General features: G+C 33.8%; 15 protein-coding genes. 9 read left to right on the forward strand and 6 right to left on the reverse strand.

What is annotated here, in order from left to right; all coding sequences use genetic code 11:
• Positions 1-9: 9 nt before the first annotated feature.
• A complete protein-coding gene (locus RB619_RS19055; RefSeq protein WP_308100470.1) occupies positions 10-2,433 on the reverse strand; it encodes an aminotransferase class I/II-fold pyridoxal phosphate-dependent enzyme in 2,424 nt (807 codons plus the stop codon).
• A 244-nt stretch (positions 2,434-2,677) separates the two neighbouring features.
• On the opposite strand from RB619_RS19055, the gene RB619_RS19060 reads away from it, so the two are divergent.
• From RB619_RS19060 to RB619_RS19075, 4 genes are all read left to right on the forward strand, one after another.
• The gene (locus RB619_RS19060) at positions 2,678-3,061 is read left to right on the forward strand and encodes a hypothetical protein (RefSeq protein WP_308100472.1); all 384 of its coding nucleotides are present in this window, start codon (positions 2,678-2,680) and stop codon (positions 3,059-3,061) included.
• Positions 3,062-3,107: 46 nt separating this feature from the next.
• Positions 3,108-4,052, forward strand: a complete 945-nt coding sequence (locus RB619_RS19065; protein ID WP_308100474.1) for a helix-turn-helix domain-containing protein — start codon at positions 3,108-3,110, stop codon at positions 4,050-4,052.
• 81 nt (positions 4,053-4,133) lie between these two features.
• Positions 4,134-5,666: a DoxX family protein gene (locus tag RB619_RS19070; protein ID WP_308100476.1), complete on the forward strand. Its 1,533-nt coding sequence runs from the start codon at positions 4,134-4,136 to the stop codon at positions 5,664-5,666.
• Positions 5,667-5,756: 90 nt separating this feature from the next.
• Positions 5,757-6,035 (forward strand): DUF6520 family protein, encoded by a 279-nt coding sequence (locus RB619_RS19075; protein WP_308100478.1) that lies wholly within the window; start codon positions 5,757-5,759, stop codon positions 6,033-6,035.
• Between the two features lie 66 nt (positions 6,036-6,101).
• Here RB619_RS19075 and RB619_RS19080 read toward each other — a convergent pair whose 3' ends face one another.
• The 3 genes from RB619_RS19080 to RB619_RS19090 are packed head-to-tail and all read right to left on the reverse strand — an operon-like array spanning position 6,102 to position 13,225.
• Positions 6,102-8,756, reverse strand: coding sequence for a prolyl oligopeptidase family serine peptidase (locus RB619_RS19080; protein WP_308100480.1), 2,655 nt, complete (start codon positions 8,754-8,756; stop codon positions 6,102-6,104).
• 31 nt (positions 8,757-8,787) lie between these two features.
• Entirely contained in the window at positions 8,788-10,191 is a 1,404-nt protein-coding gene (locus tag RB619_RS19085) for a RagB/SusD family nutrient uptake outer membrane protein (protein WP_308100482.1), read from the reverse strand.
• A 10-nt stretch (positions 10,192-10,201) separates the two neighbouring features.
• Complete coding sequence (locus tag RB619_RS19090; protein ID WP_308100484.1) at positions 10,202-13,225, reverse strand: SusC/RagA family TonB-linked outer membrane protein; 3,024 nt, start codon at positions 13,223-13,225, stop codon at positions 10,202-10,204.
• A gap of 962 nt (positions 13,226-14,187) precedes the next feature.
• On the opposite strand from RB619_RS19090, the gene RB619_RS19095 reads away from it, so the two are divergent.
• The 4 genes from RB619_RS19095 (at position 14,188) to RB619_RS19110 (ending at position 18,451) form a co-directional block, all read left to right on the forward strand.
• On the forward strand, positions 14,188-14,451 hold the full coding sequence (locus RB619_RS19095) for a helix-turn-helix transcriptional regulator (protein ID WP_308100486.1): 264 nt from the start codon (positions 14,188-14,190) through the stop codon (positions 14,449-14,451).
• A gap of 419 nt (positions 14,452-14,870) precedes the next feature.
• Positions 14,871-15,986, forward strand: a complete 1,116-nt coding sequence (locus RB619_RS19100) for an AAA family ATPase (protein WP_308100488.1) — start codon at positions 14,871-14,873, stop codon at positions 15,984-15,986.
• A 1-nt stretch (position 15,987) separates the two neighbouring features.
• Positions 15,988-16,650, forward strand: coding sequence for a DUF4276 family protein (locus RB619_RS19105; RefSeq protein ID WP_308100490.1), 663 nt, complete (start codon positions 15,988-15,990; stop codon positions 16,648-16,650).
• Between the two features lie 151 nt (positions 16,651-16,801).
• Positions 16,802-18,451 (forward strand): zinc finger domain-containing protein, encoded by a 1,650-nt coding sequence (locus RB619_RS19110; protein ID WP_308100492.1) that lies wholly within the window; start codon positions 16,802-16,804, stop codon positions 18,449-18,451.
• A 300-nt stretch (positions 18,452-18,751) separates the two neighbouring features.
• Here the strand turns inward: RB619_RS19110 and RB619_RS19115 are convergent, their stop codons facing one another.
• Both RB619_RS19115 and RB619_RS19120 read right to left on the reverse strand, forming a co-directional pair.
• On the reverse strand, positions 18,752-19,840 hold the full coding sequence (locus RB619_RS19115; protein WP_308100494.1) for an SMEK domain-containing protein: 1,089 nt from the start codon (positions 19,838-19,840) through the stop codon (positions 18,752-18,754).
• A 152-nt stretch (positions 19,841-19,992) separates the two neighbouring features.
• A complete protein-coding gene (locus tag RB619_RS19120) occupies positions 19,993-23,136 on the reverse strand; it encodes an AAA family ATPase (RefSeq protein WP_308100496.1) in 3,144 nt (1,047 codons plus the stop codon).
• A gap of 65 nt (positions 23,137-23,201) precedes the next feature.
• On the opposite strand from RB619_RS19120, the gene RB619_RS19125 reads away from it, so the two are divergent.
• Entirely contained in the window at positions 23,202-24,245 is a 1,044-nt protein-coding gene (locus RB619_RS19125; protein ID WP_308100498.1) for an HNH endonuclease domain-containing protein, read from the forward strand.
• The last annotated feature ends 42 nt before the right edge of the window (positions 24,246-24,287 follow it).

The following is a 24,287-nucleotide window of genomic DNA, read 5'->3' on the forward strand; positions in this document are numbered from 1 at the left end:
ATTATTTTCTCAGCGTGTAGCTTTATTTTCATTCTGAAGCGTGTGCAAGAGTTCCATAGCATAGTTATCTCTTGCCTGTACGTAGGCAATTTTTGATATAACTGTGGCTCCAAGTTTTTTCTTCTCAAAGGTGGCCGATATCCCAAAATCGATCCTTGGAACTTCAAGTGCTCCAGCTCTTTTGATCGTTTGGTACAGAAGCTGTCTGTAAAGATTGTATCCATCTCCTGTAATATAGTCCATCCCGATAAGCTGTGGCACATATACGGTGGAGGAATTTTTGTAGCAGAACATTATCCCGATAAAATCCTCGGCAGCCGCATCCTTGAGCTTTAATATAATGAACTCCCAGTTAGAACCGTTGTTCATATTTTCGAATACTATTTTGTTGTAGGTAAAGGTATTTATAGCCATGTTGTGTTCCTTTACATTGCAGTACAGCTGGTAAGCCTTTTTTAATTGTTGTTGATTGAGGCTTTCTTTTATTTCTACATCATAGAATTTTTCATACTTAAGTATTTCTCGATTGAAATGCTGGCGGGAACGGGAGGAAAGCATGGAACCATAATTCTCATATTCACTAAGATGCTTATGCTCAATAACACATGATTCCGGCATATCGATCCTCAAGTAGCCTTGGTTTCTGATTATTTCATCCCAGTGAAATCCATGTTCAAAATCACGCAGAATCAGCATATCTGCCTGCAGCATATTGTATTTTTCTTCTAGTTTTTCCAATAGCATTCGCATTGACTTCTCTGCCAGAGGATGGCTATCGTCAATATAGCAGTGTTGTCCTTCGGTAAACAGAGATCCTGTACTTAATACTTTGGAAGTCATATGCATGGGGTCTTTTTTACGAATTTCTTCAAGCTGCCTTGACACTGATTCTGTAGCCAGCATATCATCTTTCCATATCCCAAGTGTACAATAAGTCATTAAAACCACTTTCTTATTCTGGTCACGGATTATATAATAAAAGAAATCCCATCTATTGGCAGGGTCCTCATTATGTGAGAAAGTGTTTTCAATATACAGCATTCCTTCCCAGTCAAAGATATTGTGGATTCCAAGATGCTTGTTCCATTCCTGCTTATTGATGTTATTTATTGATGTTGTCTCTTCAAAATGTAGTTCAGTCTGCTGTTTTTCAGCTGGAAGAACACTTTTGACATCCATTCTAAAAGCCTGTCGTATCTTATGCTCACTACTTGCGGTTTCTTCAACCGCTTTGTGGAAGTGGTGATCCATTGCCAGTGCAAGATCTCTTATGTCATTGATCTGGTTGTGCGCTGATATAGTGATACGGATTCCGGTATTTTTTATAGGCACTGCCGGATATATACCAAGATTGAGGTAAAAACCTTCTGAGAAGAGGCGCTTGGTAAAATTATAGGCAGTCGCAGGGGTTCCCATTCCAATAAAGAAAACTGGAGAATCGTTATTAGAGACCAGTGGCAGACTGGTTTTTGAAAGTAGGCCAACGAAATGCGCTGTTTTTTTTGCCAGTTCATTCTGGAGTTTGTAAATTTCATTGGATAGATGTATGTCGCAGGATGCTATCGCGGCGGCAACTGATGCTGGCTCAAGTTGGGCGGAGAAGGTTAGAGGTCCCCCAAAAGTTTTAATTTTTTCACGTAATTTGAGATCACTGCAGAAAAATGTGGCACCGCTTGCGCCAAAAGTCTTGCTAAGCGTACTCACAACAACAATGTTTTCTTCCATATGTCCAATAGAATCAAAAATAAAACCGGTTCCATTTTTACCTTTCCAGCTCATTCCGTGGACATCATCAAAATACAGGCTCAGCTGTGGATATTTTCGGGTAAGTTCCAATAGATCTTGTACTGGCGCATAATCGCCGTACATGGAATAAACACCGTCCGCCATGTACCATATTTTGTTTGATTTGCCACTCAGTGCCCGAATTTTGTCTTCAAGCATTTCCAGATTGTTATGCCTTATCATCTCTACTGGGATTCCTCTAAGTTTAAGGAGTTGACAAGCATTCTGCACGCTCCAGTGCGCTTGATGGTCAAGAATTACTGCATCTTCATCCCTTATAAGTGTAGGGATGATTGCCATATGCCCTAGGGTGCTGTTTTTGGTTATAATTGGCGGTATGCCGTACATTTGTTCTATCTTGCTTTCCAGCTCAGCATATAAAGGATGGGAAAGATAGGTTTTAGAAAGCGGAAACTGTGTTCCATAATTATTGATAGCAATTATCGCTGCCTCTTTGAGTCTTTGGTCCTGTTCAAGACCAAGATATCCTGTAGTGCCAAAATGGAGCATTTCTTTTCCATTAATTTGAATGTTTCTGCCATTAAGACTTTCTCCTTGTGCATAAAGGTGCAATATGCCTTTTTCTTTTGCACTTGAAAAAACAGTATCCACTGTATCGATAAAATTGTTGTGCTTAATTTTTGCCATTTTCTTTAAAAATTTTAGGATTTAGATCTGAATTTTTTAATTATCTGAAAAACAGACATCTAAAATTCATTATAAAAAACGAAAGTGCTTTTACTTAAAGATATTTTATTCCCAATTTGGCAAGGGTAATTCCCGATTTGACAACAAATTGCAGTGTTTTGCAAGAAATAATCCACATTTGACAATGATTATGTTTCTAAATCTTTATATTTTTGTTAAATTTCAATTTCTAAAAAAGCAGGTAATGGTCTCACCAAATGAATCTTTTGAGAATCAAAATGCAAGGTTTTGGATTGAAAACGGCATACTATTTTTCGAATACAAAGCTAATACAACAGTTGATTTGCAGGTAGCTATGAGAGTAGTGGCAGACAGGATTGCGTTTCAGAATGAAAGACATCTTCCTGTATTTTGCGATATTAGGGGAATAGCCTCAATTGATAAAGCTGCCAGGGATTATCTCGCAAAATCCGGATCACTCCTTGCAAAAGCAGTCGCGCTGATGGGTGGTGAAAATGTTTCTATGACTATGAGCACATTTTATCTGGAGATCAGCAAGCCCTCCGTGCCTACGCGGATTTTTACTGTCGAGCAGGAGGCATTGGATTATTTAAATGACTTCGTTTAGATAAATAATAAAATAAGTAGACGGAAGTATATAAAATTCAACAGAAATGAAAAACCCTTACAACCGCCAGCGGATGGTATCGATGCACAAGATGTTATTTGAAATGGCAAGGGGCAATTTCAATAATCAGATTCCTTTGAGCAGCAATGACGACGAAATTGAAACGCTGGTAGTCCTGGTCAATATGGTCGCAGAAGAGCTTAAAGAGTCAGCTTTTCATTCGGGCTTTGTTAATCCCTACATAACTCATAGGATGGTGACTCCTGCAACCTTTATCTTAGATGAAAATCATTCCATAAAGGATGTGAATCAAGGAGCTTTAAAAATTTTGGGTTATGATTCGCTTGAGATGCTCAGCAGGCCAATACAGGAATTCTTACTAGATGATTTTGCAGATATGACAGATCTGGAGAAAAAAGCGCTTGAGGAGCTTCTTCTGTCAGGCGAAATTATTACGCTAAATTTCATAACATATAAAAAGCTGATAGTAAGTGCCGAATGTTCGGTATCGCGATTGTCGGAAGGTAAGTTTACAGTACTCAGCTTTATAGCTCCCTTTCTCCAGCTTGATGACGCTGTTCCGGCATCGTACGAAACAAAAGAGCAAAGGCCGCATAATTTTAGAAAAACCGATGCGCGCCTGATGCAGCGAGTTTACGATTACGTACTAGCGAATTTGGCAGAGCCTTTGCCTTCAATAAAGGAAATTGCTAGACTTTTTGGGACAAATGATTTTAAACTCAAAGACGGATTCAGGCATTTTTTCCATACAAGCGTTTACAAGTTTTATACAGAGCAGCGCCTCCAAAGGGCTTACCTTATGATAGAGCAGACTGATATTCTGCTCAAGAATATTGCCTTTATGAATGGTTTTAACAGCTATCCTAATTTTTCTAAATCATTCAAGAAGCAGTTTGGATTTTCTCCGAAAGAACTCGGAAGAGGTAAAACTGGTGGTCCTTTCCCTCTGGATGACCTTAATCCTTCCTAATTAATTTTTGCTCCCGATAGTATAAGTGTTATTCTTTTGTAATTCAGAATTTTACATTGTTGAATTCAAAAGGACTTAAATATGATACTGAATGCGAAAAAGGGATTGAAAAAATATATTATTGAGGTTGTCTGTCTTTTGTATATACTACTCTTTGTATATGCTGCTGTAAGCAAACTCTTGGATTTTGAAAATTTTCAGGCAGAGCTGGCTCAGTCACCTTTGTTTAGTGCTTTCGCACATTGGCTATCATGGGTAGTATTGATCACAGAATTAACAATTGCACTATTACTTATTTTTCCGGTAACACAAATTAAAGCACTGTATGCAGGATATTGTTTAATGGTGATGTTTACGGCCTATATTTTTATAATATTGAATTACAGCTCATTTGTTCCTTGTTCATGTGGTGGCATCTTGGAAAAAATGAGTTGGGAGACCCACCTGTACTTCAATGTTTTCTGTGTTGTATTGGCTGCATTAGCACTTTGGTTAAACCATCCTGAAAAAAGATATGAATCAAAAATTATCGGGATGTATTTATATCCATATCAGCTGTTTTTCACTTTTGCGCTAAGCAGCGGTGCGGTAGTAGTTTTGTTTCTCTCATCAGAAAAAATCATTCATTATCAAAATCCGTTTATCCGCCGATACCCGCATCATCCTGTTACTTTAATTCAGACTATTGATCTGGAATATAATTCGTATTATTTTGCAGGAGCAGGGGATGGTAAAATATATCTTGGGAATTCAACAGTTCCTTTGTACCTCTTGTCAATTGATGCTAATTTAAAGCAACAAAAAATACGCGTGACGTTTAATCAAAAGAGCTTTCTGTTTAAATCCACCAGAATCGTAGTCCGACCTCCTTATTTCTATATACTCGACGGAAGGGTTCCAGCTATTTTCGTTGGAAGAATTAAAGATTGGAAGGCCAAACTGCAAAAAAACAGACCACCGTATTTTAACATTGCAGAACCTGTGGATAGTAATACTGTTGTTTTTAGAGGAATAAGTAAAATAAATAGAAACAATGTACTTGGAATATTTACTTCCATTCAGGAAAAAACAAATATAGCATCCGATTTATTACAAAAACAAATTGATGGTGTTTTTGACACGGATGGAATGTTGCATTACAGTTCTGAAATGAAAAAAATTGTGTATCTCTATAGCTATAGAAACCAATATATAGTTGCAGATCAAAATGGAGAACTGGATTATCGGGGCAAGACAATTGATACAATATCTCATGCGCAAATAAAAGTAGCGTACCTTAAGAATAAAACAGAAAGAACACTGGCCGCACCTGCTTTAACTGTCAATAAAAACAGTTATGTATACGGTCACTTACTTTTTGTAAACTCCAATGTTCCTGGACGTTACGAACAAAATCAGGTTTGGAAACAAACTTCTGTAATTGATGTATATGATCTTAACAAAAAAACTTATTTGTTGAGTTTTCCTATTTATGGGATCGATCATAAAAAACTTAGAAATTTTGTGGTTACCCCAACCCATCTGTATGCTCTTATTGATACGAAATTGGTTGTTTATCAATTGAATGATAAATTAAAAAATGAAATTAATCATGTATCAGAAAATAAATTCTGATGCAATAAAAATATACTAGCGCTAAGTATCAGGAATCAGATCGAACACCTGTAGAAAAAAGTAGATCAATTAATCTTAAATTATGATATTATGAAACCGATAATTTTAAAAAAAATGATGCCCTTTGCAGTTGTTGTATTGGGAACTTTAGGAGCATTTGCAACTACATCTATGCAAAGCGCTTCTAAATCAGAAGCAGCACCGATATATGGTTATGTTGCTATTCCTGGTAATCCTTGTGGATTAGAAGTTCAATGTAGTGATACTGGAAATCAGGTATGTCATCTTAATGATGATTCCGCACAACCACAAGCATTTGCGAAAGACAGCCAAACTACTTGTGCACAAGAGGTATATCGCCCTGATTAATTTTTAGAATACAATTTAAAAATGCAATGCAGTCCTTATGAGACTGCATTGTCATTTTATAAATTCTTATTTTAATCCTTTTGATATCCATGAGGGAGCAGGCGAGTCTTTTAGATGATAATCAAACCACTCATGTATTCGAACATGCAGATCCTTCTGATTTTGTTTAACTTCAAGTGTATGGCCTTCTTTTGGATAAAGAAGCATAATATGTTGTTTTTTCAGTCTCCTTAATGCCAGATAAAATTCGATACTCTGATTCCAATTTACTTGCATGTCATTGTCTCCGGTCCAAGATAGTAACGGAGTTGTAATATTGTCTACATGCATAATGGGAGAGTTTCTGTTGTAGCCGGCCTGATCTTCAAACAACGATTTACCCATACGCCACTGCTGGTTTTCAAAGCGCCACATATCTGGTCTTCCATTATTCCATCCGATCGTAAGATAAAGACTTGACATATCAGTTGCGGCGCTGCCTGCAACTGCAGCGGCAAAAAGATTGGTTTGAGTAATTATAAAATCAGTTTCGTATCCACCGAAAGAATGACCGGTAATTCCAATTTTATTAGGAAAAATTAATTTTTTCGCGATCACTTCCCTAGTAGCTGATACAACACAATCGGTCGCTGACACTCCTACATTCCCTATTTCATATGATATATCAGGAGCAAGAACAAAATAATCCTGTGTTGTAAAAGTTGAGATATTAAATTGTCCATCTCCAATATATTGTGAAGGATTGATATATTTATTAAGATGCTGCGATAATTTTTCATAAACATAAACAACCATGGGATATTTTTTTAAGCTGTCGTACTTTGCAGGATAATATAAAATAGCCTGCAGTGCTTGGCCTTTTGAATTTTGATATGGAATTAATATTGATTTACCCCAAAAAAAATGCTTCTGCTGGGGGTTACTTTGATAGATGATTTTGGATGATTTTTCACCTTTACCACCAAGCATTAGCCGTGGAGAAAGATCATAATCCTGCTCCCTGTAAACAAATGTATTTCCTTTGTCAGATTGCATCAACTGATCTAGTGCTGTGCCGTTAGAGAAAATAATTTTTTCATTTGAATCAGATGTCAATCTGTAGTAACCCGAACCTCCAAGTTTGTTACTGGCTTCCAATAAAAGCCCCGTTTTTAGATCGATAATTTCATCGATTCTACCATCATAGTTTTCTTTTCCTGTAAACATACTGGAATAACCAGCTAGCCTGAATTTGGTTTGCATTTCTCTACCTTTTGTTAATCTGCGCGCCGAAGATCCATCAGGTGTAATGGCCCACAGATCATATTGATCGCAAAGTATGATTTCCTTCTCCTGCATGGTCCATCCTAAGGCTGGATAAGCATTAATATTATTCGGATGCTCTTTTTCATTGTGAAAAAATGGCTGTCTAATGTTTTCGGTAATATTGATGTGTCTATTTTTTGCAATATCGTAAACCCACCAATTTTTTTCCTTAAAATAAGTAATGTATCTTCCTTTAGGTGACGAAATGGTATAGCTGTTGTATCCAGAATGATTTTTTAATAACAGTTTGTTATTACCTGTGGAAATATTCAAAAGATAAAAATCACGTGGGCTCTCGTAAGCAAATTGAGGTTCATATTGTTTTTCATTCGACAAGAGGGCATATTTCTGATCACCATTTAGTAAAATTTTGGGCAGGAAGGAGGAAGAAATAAGCTTGCCTTGATTTTGAAATGGAAACCATGCTGTAAGATAAGATTCTTGAAATGGCTTTTGTTTTTCTTCCATCGGATACACCCATTTTGCGTTTCCATTCCATATTTGTACATTCGAATTTTGACTGTTTTTTGGTATGGGTTTGCTTTTTACAACAAAAAACACTTTTTTCAAATCATCTGAAATTCTAAGTTTACGTCCCGGGTTTGAAATAAGAAGTGTATCTCCAAGAGATTTTTGCATATCTGATTGGGTATAATTATACAATTTCTTATTAACAAGGCTATAATAGGAAATAGTATTATCAAGACTTCCAGTATCTGGATTGTTTTGCATAAATGCTACTGCTTTGCTTTCAATGTGCCAGGTCAGATTACGATATGTTCCCAAGCCTTTACATATAGTGATCTTTCGATTGCTATGTGAAAGCTCCAATATGTTCATACAATTTTGTTCCTGTATTGAGGTGGCATATAAAATAATTTTCTCCGACGGGTCTATTAAAAATTCAGTTACTCCAGTAATCTGTTCTTGGATTGTGCCACTGAGGTCACGAATATGCAAGGTACCTTCGTTTTTGCTTTCTTTCACCAAAATTAAAAGGCGTTTAGCTTTAGTAGTATATAGGTATTGGGTGGCATGAGGTACAATCTCTTGCTTGCCGGTTTTTACATTCATCAGATGTAATCCTTCAGTTGTGTAGTATGCAAAACAATCTTGAGTGATAAAATCTGCTCTTTTACCTAAAGGAAAAGCAAATGTTTTTAACGATTTGGTATTTGTGAGAAACAGGGTGTCAAGTCCGCTTTCGTAAGACATTCCATAACTGACCCATTGGCCAGTTGTATTTAATTTATAAAGCTGTAATTGTCCCCATTTCGGATAATCCGATTCAGTGAGTACTTTTTTTTGCAAAGCCTGTCCCCAGAGGGAGCAGGCTACTAATTGCAAAATTAAAACTAAGAAAAAGGATACCTTTCGGCGAGGTAATCTATTGTTTGAATAGCATTGTATTTTCATTTTAGCATTGTATTTTCTAAGTGCGTTAAATCTAATAACCCGGATTTTGAGATCCTAAATTAGGATTGACAATGAACTCACTTTCTGGAATGGGCAAGAGTCGGTCAGTGGAATTCCATCCCCGTTTTGCAGATAAAACGGCATCTAACTTGCCAGTTCTTTTGAGATCAAAAAACCGATGTCCGTATTCCGTAAAAAGCTCTTTTCTTCTTTCGTTGATTATCGCCTCAAGTAAATCTTCTTTAGTATTAGCAGTAATGTCTGAGAGACCAGCGCGATTTCGGATTTTATTCAAATCTTCCTTTGCTGCATCAAAATTTTTCTGTTCCGCTCTTGCTTCTGAACGAATAAGGTATTGTTCGGACAATCTAAGAATTATGGAATATTCTTTAGATGCTGCTGTAACTTTGGATTCCTTATATTTAGAGGCATAATACCATGTGCCTGTTGCATTGCTTACGCTAGTGGTCCAGTGCGTTTTTCGCAGGTCATTGAAAGCAAAGGAATTTATAAGCGATTGGTTTAGTGCTACTACTTGCGGAGGTCCGGATGCAAAAAAGAACATTGCTCCTTCGTCTGTATTTTTACCTGCCACGGTTGGCATAAATTGCCATATGGTTTCCGAACTGTTTTTTAAAAAGACCTTATCGGGATTATTTTCAAAAAGATATAAAGAATTGTTTTGTATTACTTCTGTTGCCATTTTTAAAGCATTTTCCCAATCCCCCTTATACAAATAAACCCTTGCTAAAAGCGCTTTCGCTGCCAAAGCGTTAGGGCGCACCCTTTCTGTATTGGAATACGCAGGTAGCAATAACCCGGCTGAAGTTTTCAAATCTTCTATAACATTATCATAAACCAAAAGAGCGGGCATTCTGGCAACAGTGCTATTGGTTTTATAATCGGTGGTCTTTATATACGGAATGTCTCCAAAAAGTTGTAGCAAGTAAAAATGAATTAGTCCCCGCACAAAGAGAGCTTCACCTTCTAATTGTGCTTTTTCTTTAATGCTAAATGATGATGTATGAACTCCCTCCAGTATGGCGTTGACAGCGTAAATCTGATTGTACGAATTGTTCCAGTAAAGTGCTACCGTACTATTGGAAGGTAAAATAGTATTGTTATAAAATTCTGTTGTCGAATTGCTAGGGGGACCATAAAATGTCAATTCATCAGTATAATTACCTAAATAGTTTGAAATACCAAATTGTATTCCGGTTAGAATTCCTTTGTCTCGAATCTTGGCATATACATCCGCCATAGCGGCATCTGCAGTATTGTAATCCTTAAAAACTGCAGTTTTGGTCAGCTGTGATTCCGGGAGATCGACCTCTACAAAAGAATCACATGAAATCATCAATATGGAGATCATTGGGAATAGCAGCACAGAAAATATCTTTAAATTTGTTTTATTCTTTATATATCTAGTTTTCATAACTGTTGGATTAAAAAGTTAATTGTATTCCGGCATTTATAATTTTCAATGGAGGGAGATAACCACTGCTTTTAAATTCAGGGTCACCGTCATCATATGAAGTGAAGGTTAAAAGGTTTTGACCCTGTAGTGTAATACTGCACTGCATATCTTTTAAAAGCAGTGGAAGATTATAACTAAGTGATAGTGTTTTTAGCCTTATATAAGAAGCGTCCATAACGGTAGCATCACTTGAAGTATAGCGTGATTGGGCAGAAACTGCAGCAGTATTTAATCCGGTGGTGTAAAGCTGATACGATTTTATATCCCCTGATTCTTTCCAGTTATTTACCAGTCTCTCGGCGCGATTGGCCATATTTCCGGCCATGCCTACAAGATTGCTTGCGTTGCGCTGTTTTACAAATTGAAATAGGAAGTCCAGTTTCCAGTTTTTATAACTCAGCTGGTTTTGAAATCCTCCAAAATAGTCAGGAGTGAAGCTCACAACAGTTTGTTTATCATCAGGTGAGGATAATAAGCCGTCTTTGTTTTCGTCAGTAAATTGATAGATGCCTGTCTGCGGGTCAACACCTGTATTGTGATATAGCAGTTGAATATTCAACGGCTCTCCGATTCTGTAGGTATTTTTATAGGTGGAACTTTTTAAATTAGGAAAACTTACGAGCTTATTTTTTGAAAAACTCAGATTGATACTGCTGGTCCATTTAAAGCTTTTGGCTGAAAAATTAACGGTTCGCAGGGTAAATTCTATTCCTGTATTCTCGACAGTGGCTTCCAGATTGGCTTGAAGCTGCGTAAAACCAGTTGTGCCCGCAAGTGGAATACCCACAAGTTGGTTGGAAGAACGGTTTTGATACCATGCCCCTGTTAGAAAGATTCTGTCAGAGAAAAAACCTAATTCCAAAGCAGCTTCGAGTTTTTTGTTGATTTCCCAGCCAAAGTCAGCATTATATAAACGGGAGGGCTGAAGTCCAATGATATTTTGATAATTCACTCCAGATGAGCTGTAGGTGTCTAGAAACTGGTAATCACCAATTTGATCATTTCCAGTTGTTCCGTAGCTGCCGCGAATTTTACCAAAGCTTAACCAAGAACTGTTTTTAAGGAAACTTTCATTTGAAAACAGCCAAGCGACACCCATGGCGCCAAAAGTAGCAAACTGATTGCCTGGTCCAAAGCGGCTCGATCCGTCTCGTCGGCCTGTTAAGTTCATAATATAACGATCCTGCCAATTATAATTTATCCTGCCAAAGAAAGCTTGATATTTATATATGGTTTCATCACTTACCAGTACCTGCTTTGTTGTTGCTGATGAAAGGTCATGAATTAGGCTGTTGGATGTAAATCCACTTCCTGACTGAAATAGGCGGGTGGTAGTCTGCTGTTGAAAAGTTCCTCCAACAATTAAATCAAATCTGCCTTTCGCAAAATCCTTTTTCCAATTTAACTGAGGCTCTATAATCCAAGAATTTCTTTGTGTATTACTCAGGTATAAACTCGAATTTGCACTTGTGTATCCGTAGGCTGGACTATAAACTGTTGAAGGACGTGTCCTGCTTTCTGTATGCTGTGTATCGGAATAGCCTAAATTGCTTTTCAGCAATAGATCGGGAATTACTTCATAAGATATAACAGTATTTGCGAGAATATCTTTTGTTTTGGACAGATATTGAGCCGTCATGTTTCGCAGAGGATTGTCCCACGTTCCATTTTCCCAGTTAAGATTTCCCTCTTTATCATACAACGCAGGGGCATTGGGGGCAAGTGCACGGGCTTCTGTAGTCAGGTCACTGGCGGGCTGATCATTGTTTTGCGCCGTGTAGCCAACTGATAACACCACTCTAAATCTATTATCTGCTGATTGATGGTTCACGCTAAATTGAGAGCCACCTTTTTTGTATAAAAAATCTCCTGGAAATACTGTAGACTCACTATGATAATTCCCGCTGAACAGAAACTGTGTGTACTTTGATCCCCCGCTCATACTAGCCTGATAGTCTGAAATACTTGACGTGCCACCAATCAGTTCTTTTTGCCAGTCAGTATAGCGGTTTTGATCCCAGATACCATTAACATCATAGGCATTTGCCGGATAGGTTGTTATCTTGTCATTTCTATAAGCTTCTCGGCGCATGGTAAGATACTGCTCGGTGTTCATGAGTTTCATGAATCGGGTGACACTTCCTGCTCCGGTGGAGGCATTGAAGGTGAATTTTGTTTTTCCTTCCTTCCCTTTTTTGGTCGTAATAAGTACTACTCCGTTAGCACCTCGCGAACCATATATAGCAGTAGCGTCGGCATCTTTTAAGATTTCAATACTTTCTATAGCATCGGGATTGATACTGTTCAAGGGACTGGTTGTTGTTGGAAAAATTGTTGAGGTCTGCGAGTATCCAATGGCATCCGACGCATAAGGAACCCCATCAATAATATACAGCGGTGCATTGGCTTCTGGACGGATGCTGTTCTGTCCCCGTATCTGGATCTCAAATCCTCCGCCTGCCGTTCCAGTAGTTTGAGTAACATTAACACCTGCCATACGACCCTGCATGGTAGCAAGCACATTAGTTACAGGCTGTGTTTCAATATCTTTTGAAGTGATTCTGGCTATACTACCAGTACGCTCGCTTTCTTTTACTGAATAGTATCCTGCATTTACTCGTACTTCCTGAAGTGTTGTGCTATCGTAGGAAAGAATAATATTTACTACTGAGCGTCCCTGAATGGGAACAAGTGCAGTTTTAAAACCTATATATGATACTACCAGTGTATCATAAGGAGAGGTGATTAGTGAGAATTGACCGTTGTAATCGGAAATTACAGCGCCTTTTTTTTTGTTTTTAATAGCAATTGTCACGCCGGGTAGCGGATTGGAACCATCTGTAACAGTTCCCTGAATCTTATGCTGTTGTGAAAAATAAAGATTTTGCCGAAAATGATTTTTGGCAGAAATTGGTGAAAAAGTAATGAGAAAACCTAGAAAAAATAGGCAATAGAAAACTCTTCCACCCTTGGAAAATGAAAAAATATTCATAATTTTGGGTTGGTTAAATGAAACTTTTGGTTTTATTAGCTGTGGTCCTCTAGTCAACCGCCAAGAAGATTTAGAGGGCCTTTTTATTTTTTCTTGAAGTGAAATGTTGGACTTTTATTTTTGGCTTCAAGTATTTTATTTCATATGCATTTAAGTTTAAAGATTAATGATTGAGAAGCGCACCACCGTTTCCTTGTTATAGTCTAGTATGGAGAGTATGTTTTCCATCTAATTCAAATGAACCATCAGATTTTATTTGATAGGTAACTAATCTGATGAAGCAGTTCCTTTGTAGGATTTTTAGAAAACATTTTAAACTTTCAGTTGTGAAATAGAAATAAAGGATATACTTTTAAAGTGCGAGTTTAAATATTTTTATCTGGTCATTCTAATTGTAAATGAGAGGGTTGTTAGATTGGAATAATTAAGGTTATTTAAAGTTTTCTAAAGGATAGCTATTATTAAGATGGCTTAAAAAAATTGTCTCCCTCTGACTAGAGCAAACTAATGACGTACATCACCACTGGTTGTTTAGTAGGGAAACAAAAAAGTTACCTTGATTAAGGAGGTATGGCAATTAAGGGTTTTAGGTAATTCGTTCTCATCAATTATTTATTTTATGATAGTTGAACGATGTCTTTCAGAAAAGTAATGAAGAGAAACAATAAAGCGAGCTTCAAAACTTTGAAAGAGGTACCGCTAAGAACCCTACAATCGAAATTGTAGTCCACAAAGATTTACATGAAGCTCGCCCTATTAGATATTATACAAAAATAGTAAAATCTAATAGATAGTGGCGAACTCATATCTTCTCATGTGGAATTTTAGCGGTTTTCTTTCATGAGAGACATCTTCAATCAAGTCGTATTAGACTTAAATGAAATTTATGTCGCAAAATTATAAGTACAAATATACGAAAGTTTTACGTTAAACGCAAAACTTTTGTGGTAATTTTTTTAAAAATGAAATTAAATAGATTAAAAAAAGTCTTTGACGATCAGAAAATTAAGAACCGAGTAATTGCTGTATATTTAGGAAAATCAGAATCCACTATATCTTTATGGCGTAATAATAAAAGGCAACCAAACCTTGAGGAGTTTTACCAAATAGCAAAACTTTTACGCATAAACATACATAGTTTGATAGAACCTACTAATTGGAAAGATGAAACTTCAGAAACATATGAAGAGCTTGCAAAGAAGTATCAAGATAAAAAAAACAATTAATCAAAATATAAATTCTATCTTAAATCCACCTGCAATTAGTATAATTATAAATTTAATAAAATTACCAACATAATTAGAAAACATGTTATATGTAATTGTATTAATAGAAAGTTGATCTTGTATTTAGATGATTTACTAAATTGGAATAATTGCTTAATTTAATCCCATGTCCCAAGGTATAGTATAATATAAATAAGCAATTGTAGTCTACAAATATTATATAACTTATAAATTTGGGTATAATAATTTCATTTAATTATATTTTCGGTATTTGAGTTTAGCACAGTTAAATGCTTATCAATTATGCGAGACGTTGAGTATCTGATGAGATTCCAAAAAGTTGCACACTCTTTAATAATTTATAGATTCTATCTAAATAATAAAATGCTAAATTTACAACGTAATTTAAATAACTAGAAATGCCAATTAGTAGTATCAATATTAAGAACTATAAATCTATCAAGGACTCGGGAATCATTTATATTAGGCCCATCAATATTCTTATTGGTCCTAATGGAGTTGGAAAATCGAATTTTATTAGTTTTTTTAAATTACTTAATAATATCTATAAACAAAGACTGCGAAATTTTGTGGCTGAAAATGGCTATTCAGAAAAATTGCTTTATTTCGGAAGAAAAAAATCAAGTTTTCTGGAAGGTAATATTGTCTTTAAGCCAGATAACAAAAACGTTAATAACAGATATGATTTTAGATTGATTCCTCAATCTAATGGTAATGGTTTCTTCTTCGGAAGAGATGCGGGCGGTTATAATCTTTATGCAAAGAATTATAATGAAAATTGGAATTATATTGATTTTGGAGGGGAATTTAAAGAAGAGAGTGAACTGACAAATAACTCTTCAATTAGAGCTGATTATCTAAAGGATTATTTTCAGGAATTTAGAATATTTCATTTTCATGATACGGGAAATAATTCACCTTTGAAGCAATCTTCTAAAGTCGATGATAACCGAACGCTGAGGGAGGATGGTGCCAATTTAGCATCATATTTATATCGAATACAGAAAACAGATATTAAGCACTTTAATATCATTGAAAAAACTGTAAAATCAGTTGCACCATTTTTTGAAAAATTTGATTTACATCCAGATTTATTAAATAGCGATTTAATACAGTTAAACTGGTTTGAAAATAACTCAGATGAAAGATTCAATGCTCATAATTTATCAGATGGAACGCTGCGATTTATTGCTCTAAGTACACTCTTATTACAACCAAATCTTCCAAAGACAATTATAATTGATGAACCTGAATTAGGTCTTCATCCCTTTGCAATTCAAAAATTAGGTGCTTTGATAAAGTCTGCTTCAACGCGCTCTCAGTTAATTATTTCAACACAATCTGTCGGCCTTATTAATCAATTTACAGTTGAGGACTTGCTAATTGTAAACCGAGAAAATGGCCAGTCAACTTTTAAAAGATTAGACTTTTATGAGTTTGAAGACTGGTTAAAGCAATATTCGTTGGGGGAGCTTTGGGAAAAAAACTTATTAGGAGGACGTCCAAAAAATTAATATGAGAGCTATATATATTATTGCAGAAGGTCAAACAGAGGAAGAATTTATCAATGAAATATTAAGGCCTTATCTAAATAGATTTGAGATATATGACGTAAGGGCAATTCTTATGGAAACAAGTCCTGGTTATAAGGGCGGAGATGTAACTTATCCAAGATTTAAATATAATGTGGAGCTATTGTTGAAACGAGAAACTGACGTGATAGTAACTTCATTGATTGATTACTATAAATTAGATACAGGTTTTCCAAATTTTAATGAATCGATTCGGATAGTAGACAAGTTAAAAAGAATGGAATTTCTTGAAGAAAGTATTGGTAATGATATCCAAAATCGCAGATTTTTGCCATACATACAACTTCACGAATTTGAAGGCCTTTTGTTTTCCTCAGATTTAGGATTTGATTATTTGCCAGGTATTCCACTACCGAATATATCTCAGCTTAAAACTCTAGTCAATCAATATGATAATCCGGAATTAATAAATGACGGTGAGGAAACGGCCCCTTCTAAAAGGCTAATTAAATTGATACCTGGCTATCAAAAAACACTTCATGGGCCTATAATTGCTGACGAAATTTCTATAGACGTAATATTAAGAAAATGTTTGAGATTTAATGAGTGGGTGAAAAAACTAATAGATCTTTACAATTCTTTGTAAAATATACTGATAATACACTATTTATTAAAATTAATGAAAAAATCTTACAGATTTAATTTTTATTTTCGATTTCCATACAATTGAAATTAATCAATGCAAATCTTAAAAAAAATATTCATAATCTTAAAAAAGGATAGATAACTACTGTTAAATGGCAAAATCAACTTTATTATCAGAATTTGTAGCAGCACAAGAAATAAAAATGTCTCCAACTCTTTTAAGATGGTTTACATCTTATTCTCCAAAGCAAGATGGAAGAAAACTAAATTTCAAAGAAGAATTAGGTGTTTACTATTATGAGAAAAAAGAACTTTTAGATTTTAATGCATATTTACATGCGCCTTGGGACATACCAGCAAATGGTTCAAGACCGACAATACCTGAAGGTATCAAATTGGAAATTAAGACCGAAAGTCATTATCGTTGCCCTTTATGTAATACAAATATTGGTGAATTGGCACATATTAAACCAGTTGCCAGAACTTTTGATAATCACCCTCACAATCTGATTTTTCTTTGTCCAAATCACCATACAGTTTATGATTTTGGTTTTAAATATAATAATATCAGTGAAGAAGAAATTGTTGATCAAAAAAAAGTTTTACAACGTTTTCAGTCCTTGACTTGGGGGCTTCAAAGCAATATTGTGGATTCCTATTTAACTCTAATAAATAAGATTGGCAGGTTACAAGAAATAGAAAACGAGCTGTTTGGCTCAGACTTGCAACTAGATTTTGAAAAAGTACTAGATAAAATTTTAAATAAAATTGATTATTTAAAAACTGAGAACAAACAGGGGCAGAAAATTGAAAAATTAGTCAATTCGGTTATACCAGAGGCTAAAGCTAGCACAACGCAAAAAGCTTATTCATTCCTTTCAGTCCGTGATGAGATTAAAATTGAGTACACGCATACTGCGGATGTGATTGAATGTCCACTGTGCCATAGCAATGGTTACACAAAAGAATTTGATACATGCCCGGTTTGTATAGGGGAAGGATATATAGACAACAAACTTGATTTTGATATTTCAATTTATGAGTTTGAAAATTGCCGATTATGCAAGGGCAAGGGATTTACAAGTGATTTTGAAAATTGCCCACCTTGTAATGGAAGTGGCAAACTTACGAGAGAGCAAAATGAAGACATAAATTTTTCAGTTTATGAAATGGAAGATTGTCATTTGTGTAAGGGCAAGGGATTTACAAGTGATTTTGAAAATTGCCCGCCTTGCAATGGAAATGGCAAACTAACGAGAAGGCAAAATGAAGACATAAATTTTTCAGTTTATGAAATGGAAAATTGTCAATTGTGTAAGGGTAAGGGATTTACAAATGACTTTGAAAATTGTCCGCCTTGCAAAGGGAGTGGTAAACTAAGGGGTGAGCAAATTGCTGATATAGATTTTTCACAATATGAAATAGAAGACTGTACTGTATGCAACGGACATGGATCAACCAGAGACTTTGAAAATTGTCCGCCGTGCAATGGAACTGGTAAACTAACGGGTGAACAGATTGCACATGTTGATTTTTCTCAATATGAAATGGAAGATTGCCCTGTATGTAATGGACAGGGATCAACTAGGGTCTTTGAAAATTGTCCGCCATGCAATGGAAGTGGTAAACTAACAAATGAGCAGATTGCAGACATTGATTTTTCTCAATACGACATGGAAGACTGTCCATTGTGTGAAGGCAATGGTTATACTAATAAATATGAAGAATGCCCACCTTGTAATGGAGCCGGCAGTCTGACAAGGCAGCAAATTTACTATATTGATTTCAACAACTATAAATAATCAATTTGGTCAGTAATTATGCCATAGATTTACTTACATAGCAAAAAACATTGTAATAATAATTTTTCCCACTCTCCAAATTTTTATGAATACAAATGAATTATTCAACTAAAAGAGGAGAAACTTATTAAATTAGATTAAGATGGAAATTTCACATGACTGCATGTGATATAAAAAGCTTGAAACCTAAATGTTTTTCTTAAGTAGTATTACTGTAAATTTTTAAAAAAAAATCTATATAAAGAACACTTGATCTGAATTCCCTAGAAAGCATTAATATTGATGTATAGTTGAAATGGGTTATAAGTTTTCATCTTTTTCAGATAATTCAAAATAATGAACTTTCCTGCAATCGTTTTCATCATGGTAGTAACCAATCAGAAATGGAATTTCTTCAGAGAAAGGTTTTTTATCATTTTTATACTCGACATAAAGAGTTGGATATCCATATACGGGATCAGGATTCATGTCCAGCTTAATAATATTATCGAATGGAATTCTTTGCAGAATTGTAGCTCTGAGATAGTTTATCCTCAATGGAAGTTTATTTTTATCTCTTTGATTTAAAAAGTTCCATTTTCCTGATTCATTCATTACTAAATCAAATGAACTCGGAACCATCGTCTCGATTCCATATTCAGATATGTCATGAATTTGGGCTCTATACCATGTTGAAATGGGATGGTTTTCGTCATCATCAATATTTGGATAAGAAACATCATCAATAGACCTTATGATCAAAGAATCATATACAAATGAGCGATATGGAATATAATAAAGTATTTCACGATCTTTGACTGATAAATTCCTTTTGTAAAGTTTATTACAAATTTCATTTTTTATGGCGAAGTTTTTTTTGAATCGATTAACAGGATTTTCTTTTTTGATGCCAGGTAATTTATCATTTTTTAAAACGTTTCTAATTTTCTCAATTTTAGCAGTTGGTAGTGTGGGAAATTTTAAAACAATATCGGTGAAATCCAGAATATGTTCTTTTGCATTGAAATAGAATCCCTCATTAATTCGTAAATTATTATATGTTTTTTGTTTTTTTCCTAAAATGAAAACTAATAGAATTTCAAATTTCTCGTTTAAATTATTGAGAAAAAATTTATCTAAAGTCTCTTGGACTTTAACCTTGTTATTTGTTGCAGTAACTTGAACAGCAATTTTGTTATCTCTATCCTCTAGATCGATAGAAACAGCATTCTTGGTAACTGAATTTGAACTTATAAGATTTAGATTTAAAATAATATTTAAAATTTCCTGAATATGATATTCAGAAATAATATTTATGTCATGGAGATTTCCTACTGATAAGAAATCTAATTTATTTTTTAAGATGCTTAATTCGTCAATTATCTCTTTAATAAGTAATTCTCTTTTCATTTATTAATTTTTATATGTATTTATAGATTTAAGAATTAATATACGGTTGTGTTATAGATTTCGTCTCTGCTTTTTAAATAAAACATTGACATATTAAGATAAATACAGAAACTTTGATATAAAATATTAAAATCTTCGATAACTTCATTATCTTATAGAAGCTTGATCATATTACTTGGGAATGACCATAAAATATGAAAATGGTCTATTGATCGCAATCTCGAAGTCATAGCATTATACAAAATAGTCTTGATGTTGGTCTTAATATCTTCTTTGGTAAAAACCTTAAAAATATCTGGATCCGCAAGTGCCATATAATTTTCATCACTATATGACGCTACTTCATATGATTTTAATTTTAACTTTTTAATCATCCCAATATTTTCTTTCTCTAAGATTCCGCGTTCTAATTGTGATATCCCCGTGGATTTGGAACTTACATATTCTTTGTCTTTATAAGTTTGATATGGGATTTTTAAAGCTTTTAATCTTTTAATTTCTTTATTTTTTTCTTTAATCCAAATGCTATACCTATGAAAAACTAAATCATTTTTAAATTGTTCAAGTCTGTTTGAATTTAAAAGATTCTCTATTTCATCATAGTTTATATTTTTACTAGATCGATTATACTTTAAAATGCTTGTTTTTTCAAGGTTGTAAACTAAATCAGGCAATACGTTTATATATTCTGCAGGTAAAAGAAACCAAGAAATCGTTAGGTTGCTTGGATGGAAGTGATCAAGAATTGTTTTGATAATATCTGGTGGATGTTGTAAGATATAATCTGCTAATAGACCGCGGTATCCCTTCTCGGAGATATTCTGGATTTTAGTAACTAAGCTAACAGAATCATATGCTTGAATGTAATTTAACTTTTCAAATACAGGTAAAGCAGTGTCTAAACTATAAAATGAATAATCTTTTCTTTGATAGTATTTTGTCCAGAATAGTGAAATGGAATCTAGGTCTATTTTTTTTCTGTTATGTAGTGCTAATCGAATATGATTCAGAATGTATACCCATGTATCAAAACTTCCCAAAGCTTGATGTCTTAAAATATTTTCTTTTAAAGAAAGATTTAGATAATCATTATCTTTCTTATAATGTCCAAGTGCCAGTATGTTTTTTCTTGCATCTTTTAATATCCAGGCTGCTTTAAAGTCTTCAATTTCAAAATCCGAAATTATGTTCATGAGGATGGATTGGGCTTTCCAATCTTCACCATTCATGTAATATTTAATAGACAAAAACAATTTTTTATTAGCTTCTCGAGCAACATTATGTATATATAAATTCTCAAGGATATGAGTTATGATCTCCTGATATTCCCACCGGTTTTTATTCTTTAAAAGTGATTTTATTTTTGTGACCGAAAGTGCTTCCTTGTGTTTTTCAAAAAAATTAACCTCATCAAGAGCATCATTTTGAAGTTCTGCATAAAATCTACTTGTATCATAATGATTATCACTTGTTGTATTTAGAATTAATGAGCCATCATTTGTTTCTATATAGTACAGCATTCCAAACAAATATCGGGAACTTGTAAAATCATCATATGTATATTCATTGTGCAGTAGTGATTTACAATAAGTGTAGTGAAAACCATTTAATGCTGATATATGGTCTCTGCTGATCATATTTATTATTAAGGATAGGTCATAATACTCGCTTACTTCAAAATCCTCTGCTGACAGCTCTGTTATTGCTTCACGAATTTGGCTGTAAAAATCCTGTATAGCTTCAAAATCGATTACTCCATTCATTAGCTTTCTAAAGTTTGCTATCGAAGAATATTTTTTGATGATATTTTTCTTTTCATCAATTGGAAGGTCAAAATAAGCAAACCTGGATAAAAACCTTTTTTCATCTTTCATTATAGATGAATAAACAATTCTATTGACGCTAGCCGAAATGATTTTATAGTTCGTATTTATTTTACGTAAATAAGTTATAAAGCTATCGTGAAAAAGCGAAATTCTGTTAAGTTTCAATTCAAAAAGGTAAGGATGTTCTTTAATAAATTCACTTACAAATAATGAGCTAATTGGATCTAAAAAAAGTTCAATTTCGGTTTTCATTATGTATGACCTAACACAAAGAAAAAGTGATAGGGCAAGTTTTCCTTTCTCACCATTAATAAGATTTTCATAATACTTGTCAATTGAGTCAAAACTTTCAAAATCTGGAACTTTCCCTTCCAGTTTAAATTGCTCAGCAATATATCTAACTAGAATTGGATACCCATTGCTAATTTTGTATATTTTTTCAATGTCAGCGTAGTCCTCAATGTGATATAGCTCATTAAGCACCTTTTCCGTTTGTTTTTGATTCCAATTACCAAGGAGCTGTTTTTTCCATATTAATTCTTTTTGTAATGGGCGGCTTAATACAATTACTTTACAGCTTTCTTTTAAATTATCTATAAATGAAATATAAGCTTCAAGGTCTTTTGAATTATAGTTCTCAACATGATCTAATCCGTCAATAATTACAGTCTTTTTCAGTTTTTTTAACTTTGCAATAATTTCTGCTTTGGTGTATGGTTTTAAATTACCAAACAGTTTCGTTGAGAAGTCTCGAGTGAAATTATGGTATTGCAAACGTTCATTATACTCATTGTCCTGATTTGAAATCCAAAAGCGATAAACAATACTATTTTTATATTGTTTCTCTAAATTTACTACCAAATGACTTTTGCCAACTCCTGGTTTTCCTTCAATAAATAAAATCTTTTCCCCATCAAGCATTTTTTGAGTTAAGTTAACTGTTGGTTCTATTAAGGAAGTTTTAAAAACATTAAATACTGGTAATTCAACTTTTTTAATTAATAAATTTCTCTGGTCTAGACGCTCACTAAAAAATTGGTCGATGATGTATTTACGTAAATGGTCAGCTTTATACAAAGTATTTATCTTATCATCTATTGCAACACGGCTTAATGAAATGATATAAATATTACTCATTTTGTAAGCTTCTAAATCCAAGATCTTACAGTCAGGAATAATATCGATACTTTTGAAAAAAATTACATTGATAGATGATGAAAGCTTATGTTTTTTTCCTGCAATTGAAATTTCATCTTTTGAAATAACAAGATCTTTAATTGAAATACTATCAAAATCTTTTATTTGAAAATAGTATTCTATATTTTCAGTTATTAATTTGATATCGTCAAATTTGTGATTTACGTTAGCCTCAATTTCAATTTCAGTTATATTTCTTTCAATATCCATTTTAGCAAGCATAAGCGATGTTACGTGCTCCTGGTATGAATAGCCAACAAATGCATTTTTCATGTATTTTCTTTTTATACTCGAAATATAATATTAAATTTCTTTAACTGTATATTTAAACTTTATTTATGGATTTGCCACATTCTCAATATTTGCCAGTAAATAAATTGGCTTCAGTTTTTACAAATACTTCTGCCACCTACAAGTTTTACTGGTTTTTAGCAATTCTTGAACTAGTAGAGGAGGGAAATGTTAAAATTTCTAAGAAAAAAATATTTGCAAGAATGATTAGTAACGCTTGGTATACTGTTAACTATTTTCATGTTTCTTTTGGTAAACAAGATCTTATTCAGGATTCAGTAAGAGCTATTATAAAAATCGAAAATCTAACAATAAATGAAAATCGAAATAGAATTAATTCTATTTTAGAAAATACTAATAATATACAAACTATTAAGGCGTTAAATCACTTTGATAAAAACGTACCTCATTGGTTTATCTCGTCTTGGTTTTCAGGAACTCGTAATGAGATATATTTGCTTTCGCAGAATTTTGATTACGGCTGTCTCTACCGTTTAGAAAAAGATCATATTGAGATAAATCCAAGTTGGATTTCTTATCTTAAACTAAATTCAAAGATACTTAAGGGCTTCTGCTATTGGAATTTGTCTCTTTTTCTTCAAAAAAGAAACCCAAATGTCCCGGACATTCCAAATAAAATATATAAGACAATTGCAAGAAATTCACTTATTAAACAAACAAATGAATATTGGAAATTTGTATTTAATGAATTGGGGGCAATAGATTGTATTTTTACAAATAAAAAATTGGTTTTCGATGAGAAAAAATATGCTTTGGATCATTTTGTACCTCATGCATTTGTTTCACATGATTTAATTTGGAATCTAATTCCAATCGATAAAAAATTTAATTCGTTTAAGAGCAATAGGCTCCCTTTGATAGATAAACATTTTGATAAATTTTATACTCTGCAGAAGACAGCTTTTGAAGTAGTTAAAAGTTATTCCTCCAAAAATAAATATTTGGAGGAATATCTTAGCATTTTTCCTGATTTAGATGATAGCGGGTGGGATTATCTACGATTTAAAGAAACAATTCAGCCTTTAATTACTATTGCCAGTAATAATGGTTTCTCCTATATGAAAGAGTAATGTGGAATTAATTTTATACAGAAAAAAGCCCTTCAGAAACTG

Origin of the sequence: Flavobacterium sp. LHD-80 (genome assembly GCF_030929605.1) — a bacterium.
Lineage (GTDB): Bacteria > Bacteroidota > Bacteroidia > Flavobacteriales > Flavobacteriaceae > Flavobacterium.

Bases quoted from the DNA above. Each gene is read 5' to 3' on its own strand.
- RB619_RS19125 (WP_308100498.1), top strand. From the start codon at position 23,202: ATGGATTTGCCACATTCTCAATATTTGCCAGTAAATAAATTGGCTTCA.
- RB619_RS19115 (WP_308100494.1), bottom strand. From the start codon at position 19,840: ATGAAAAGAGAATTACTTATTAAAGAGATAATTGACGAATTAAGCATC.
- RB619_RS19100 (WP_308100488.1), top strand. From the start codon at position 14,871: ATGCCAATTAGTAGTATCAATATTAAGAACTATAAATCTATCAAGGAC.
- RB619_RS19065 (WP_308100474.1), top strand. From the start codon at position 3,108: ATGAAAAACCCTTACAACCGCCAGCGGATGGTATCGATGCACAAGATG.
- RB619_RS19090 (WP_308100484.1), bottom strand. From the start codon at position 13,225: ATGAATATTTTTTCATTTTCCAAGGGTGGAAGAGTTTTCTATTGCCTA.
- RB619_RS19075 (WP_308100478.1), top strand. From the start codon at position 5,757: ATGAAACCGATAATTTTAAAAAAAATGATGCCCTTTGCAGTTGTTGTA.
- RB619_RS19120 (WP_308100496.1), bottom strand. From the start codon at position 23,136: ATGAAAAATGCATTTGTTGGCTATTCATACCAGGAGCACGTAACATCG.
- RB619_RS19095 (WP_308100486.1), top strand. From the start codon at position 14,188: ATGAAATTAAATAGATTAAAAAAAGTCTTTGACGATCAGAAAATTAAG.
- RB619_RS19070 (WP_308100476.1), top strand. From the start codon at position 4,134: ATGATACTGAATGCGAAAAAGGGATTGAAAAAATATATTATTGAGGTT.
- RB619_RS19055 (WP_308100470.1), bottom strand. From the start codon at position 2,433: ATGGCAAAAATTAAGCACAACAATTTTATCGATACAGTGGATACTGTT.
- RB619_RS19085 (WP_308100482.1), bottom strand. From the start codon at position 10,191: ATGAAAACTAGATATATAAAGAATAAAACAAATTTAAAGATATTTTCT.
- RB619_RS19110 (WP_308100492.1), top strand. From the start codon at position 16,802: ATGGCAAAATCAACTTTATTATCAGAATTTGTAGCAGCACAAGAAATA.
- RB619_RS19105 (WP_308100490.1), top strand. From the start codon at position 15,988: ATGAGAGCTATATATATTATTGCAGAAGGTCAAACAGAGGAAGAATTT.
- RB619_RS19080 (WP_308100480.1), bottom strand. From the start codon at position 8,756: ATGAAAATACAATGCTATTCAAACAATAGATTACCTCGCCGAAAGGTA.
- RB619_RS19060 (WP_308100472.1), top strand. From the start codon at position 2,678: ATGGTCTCACCAAATGAATCTTTTGAGAATCAAAATGCAAGGTTTTGG.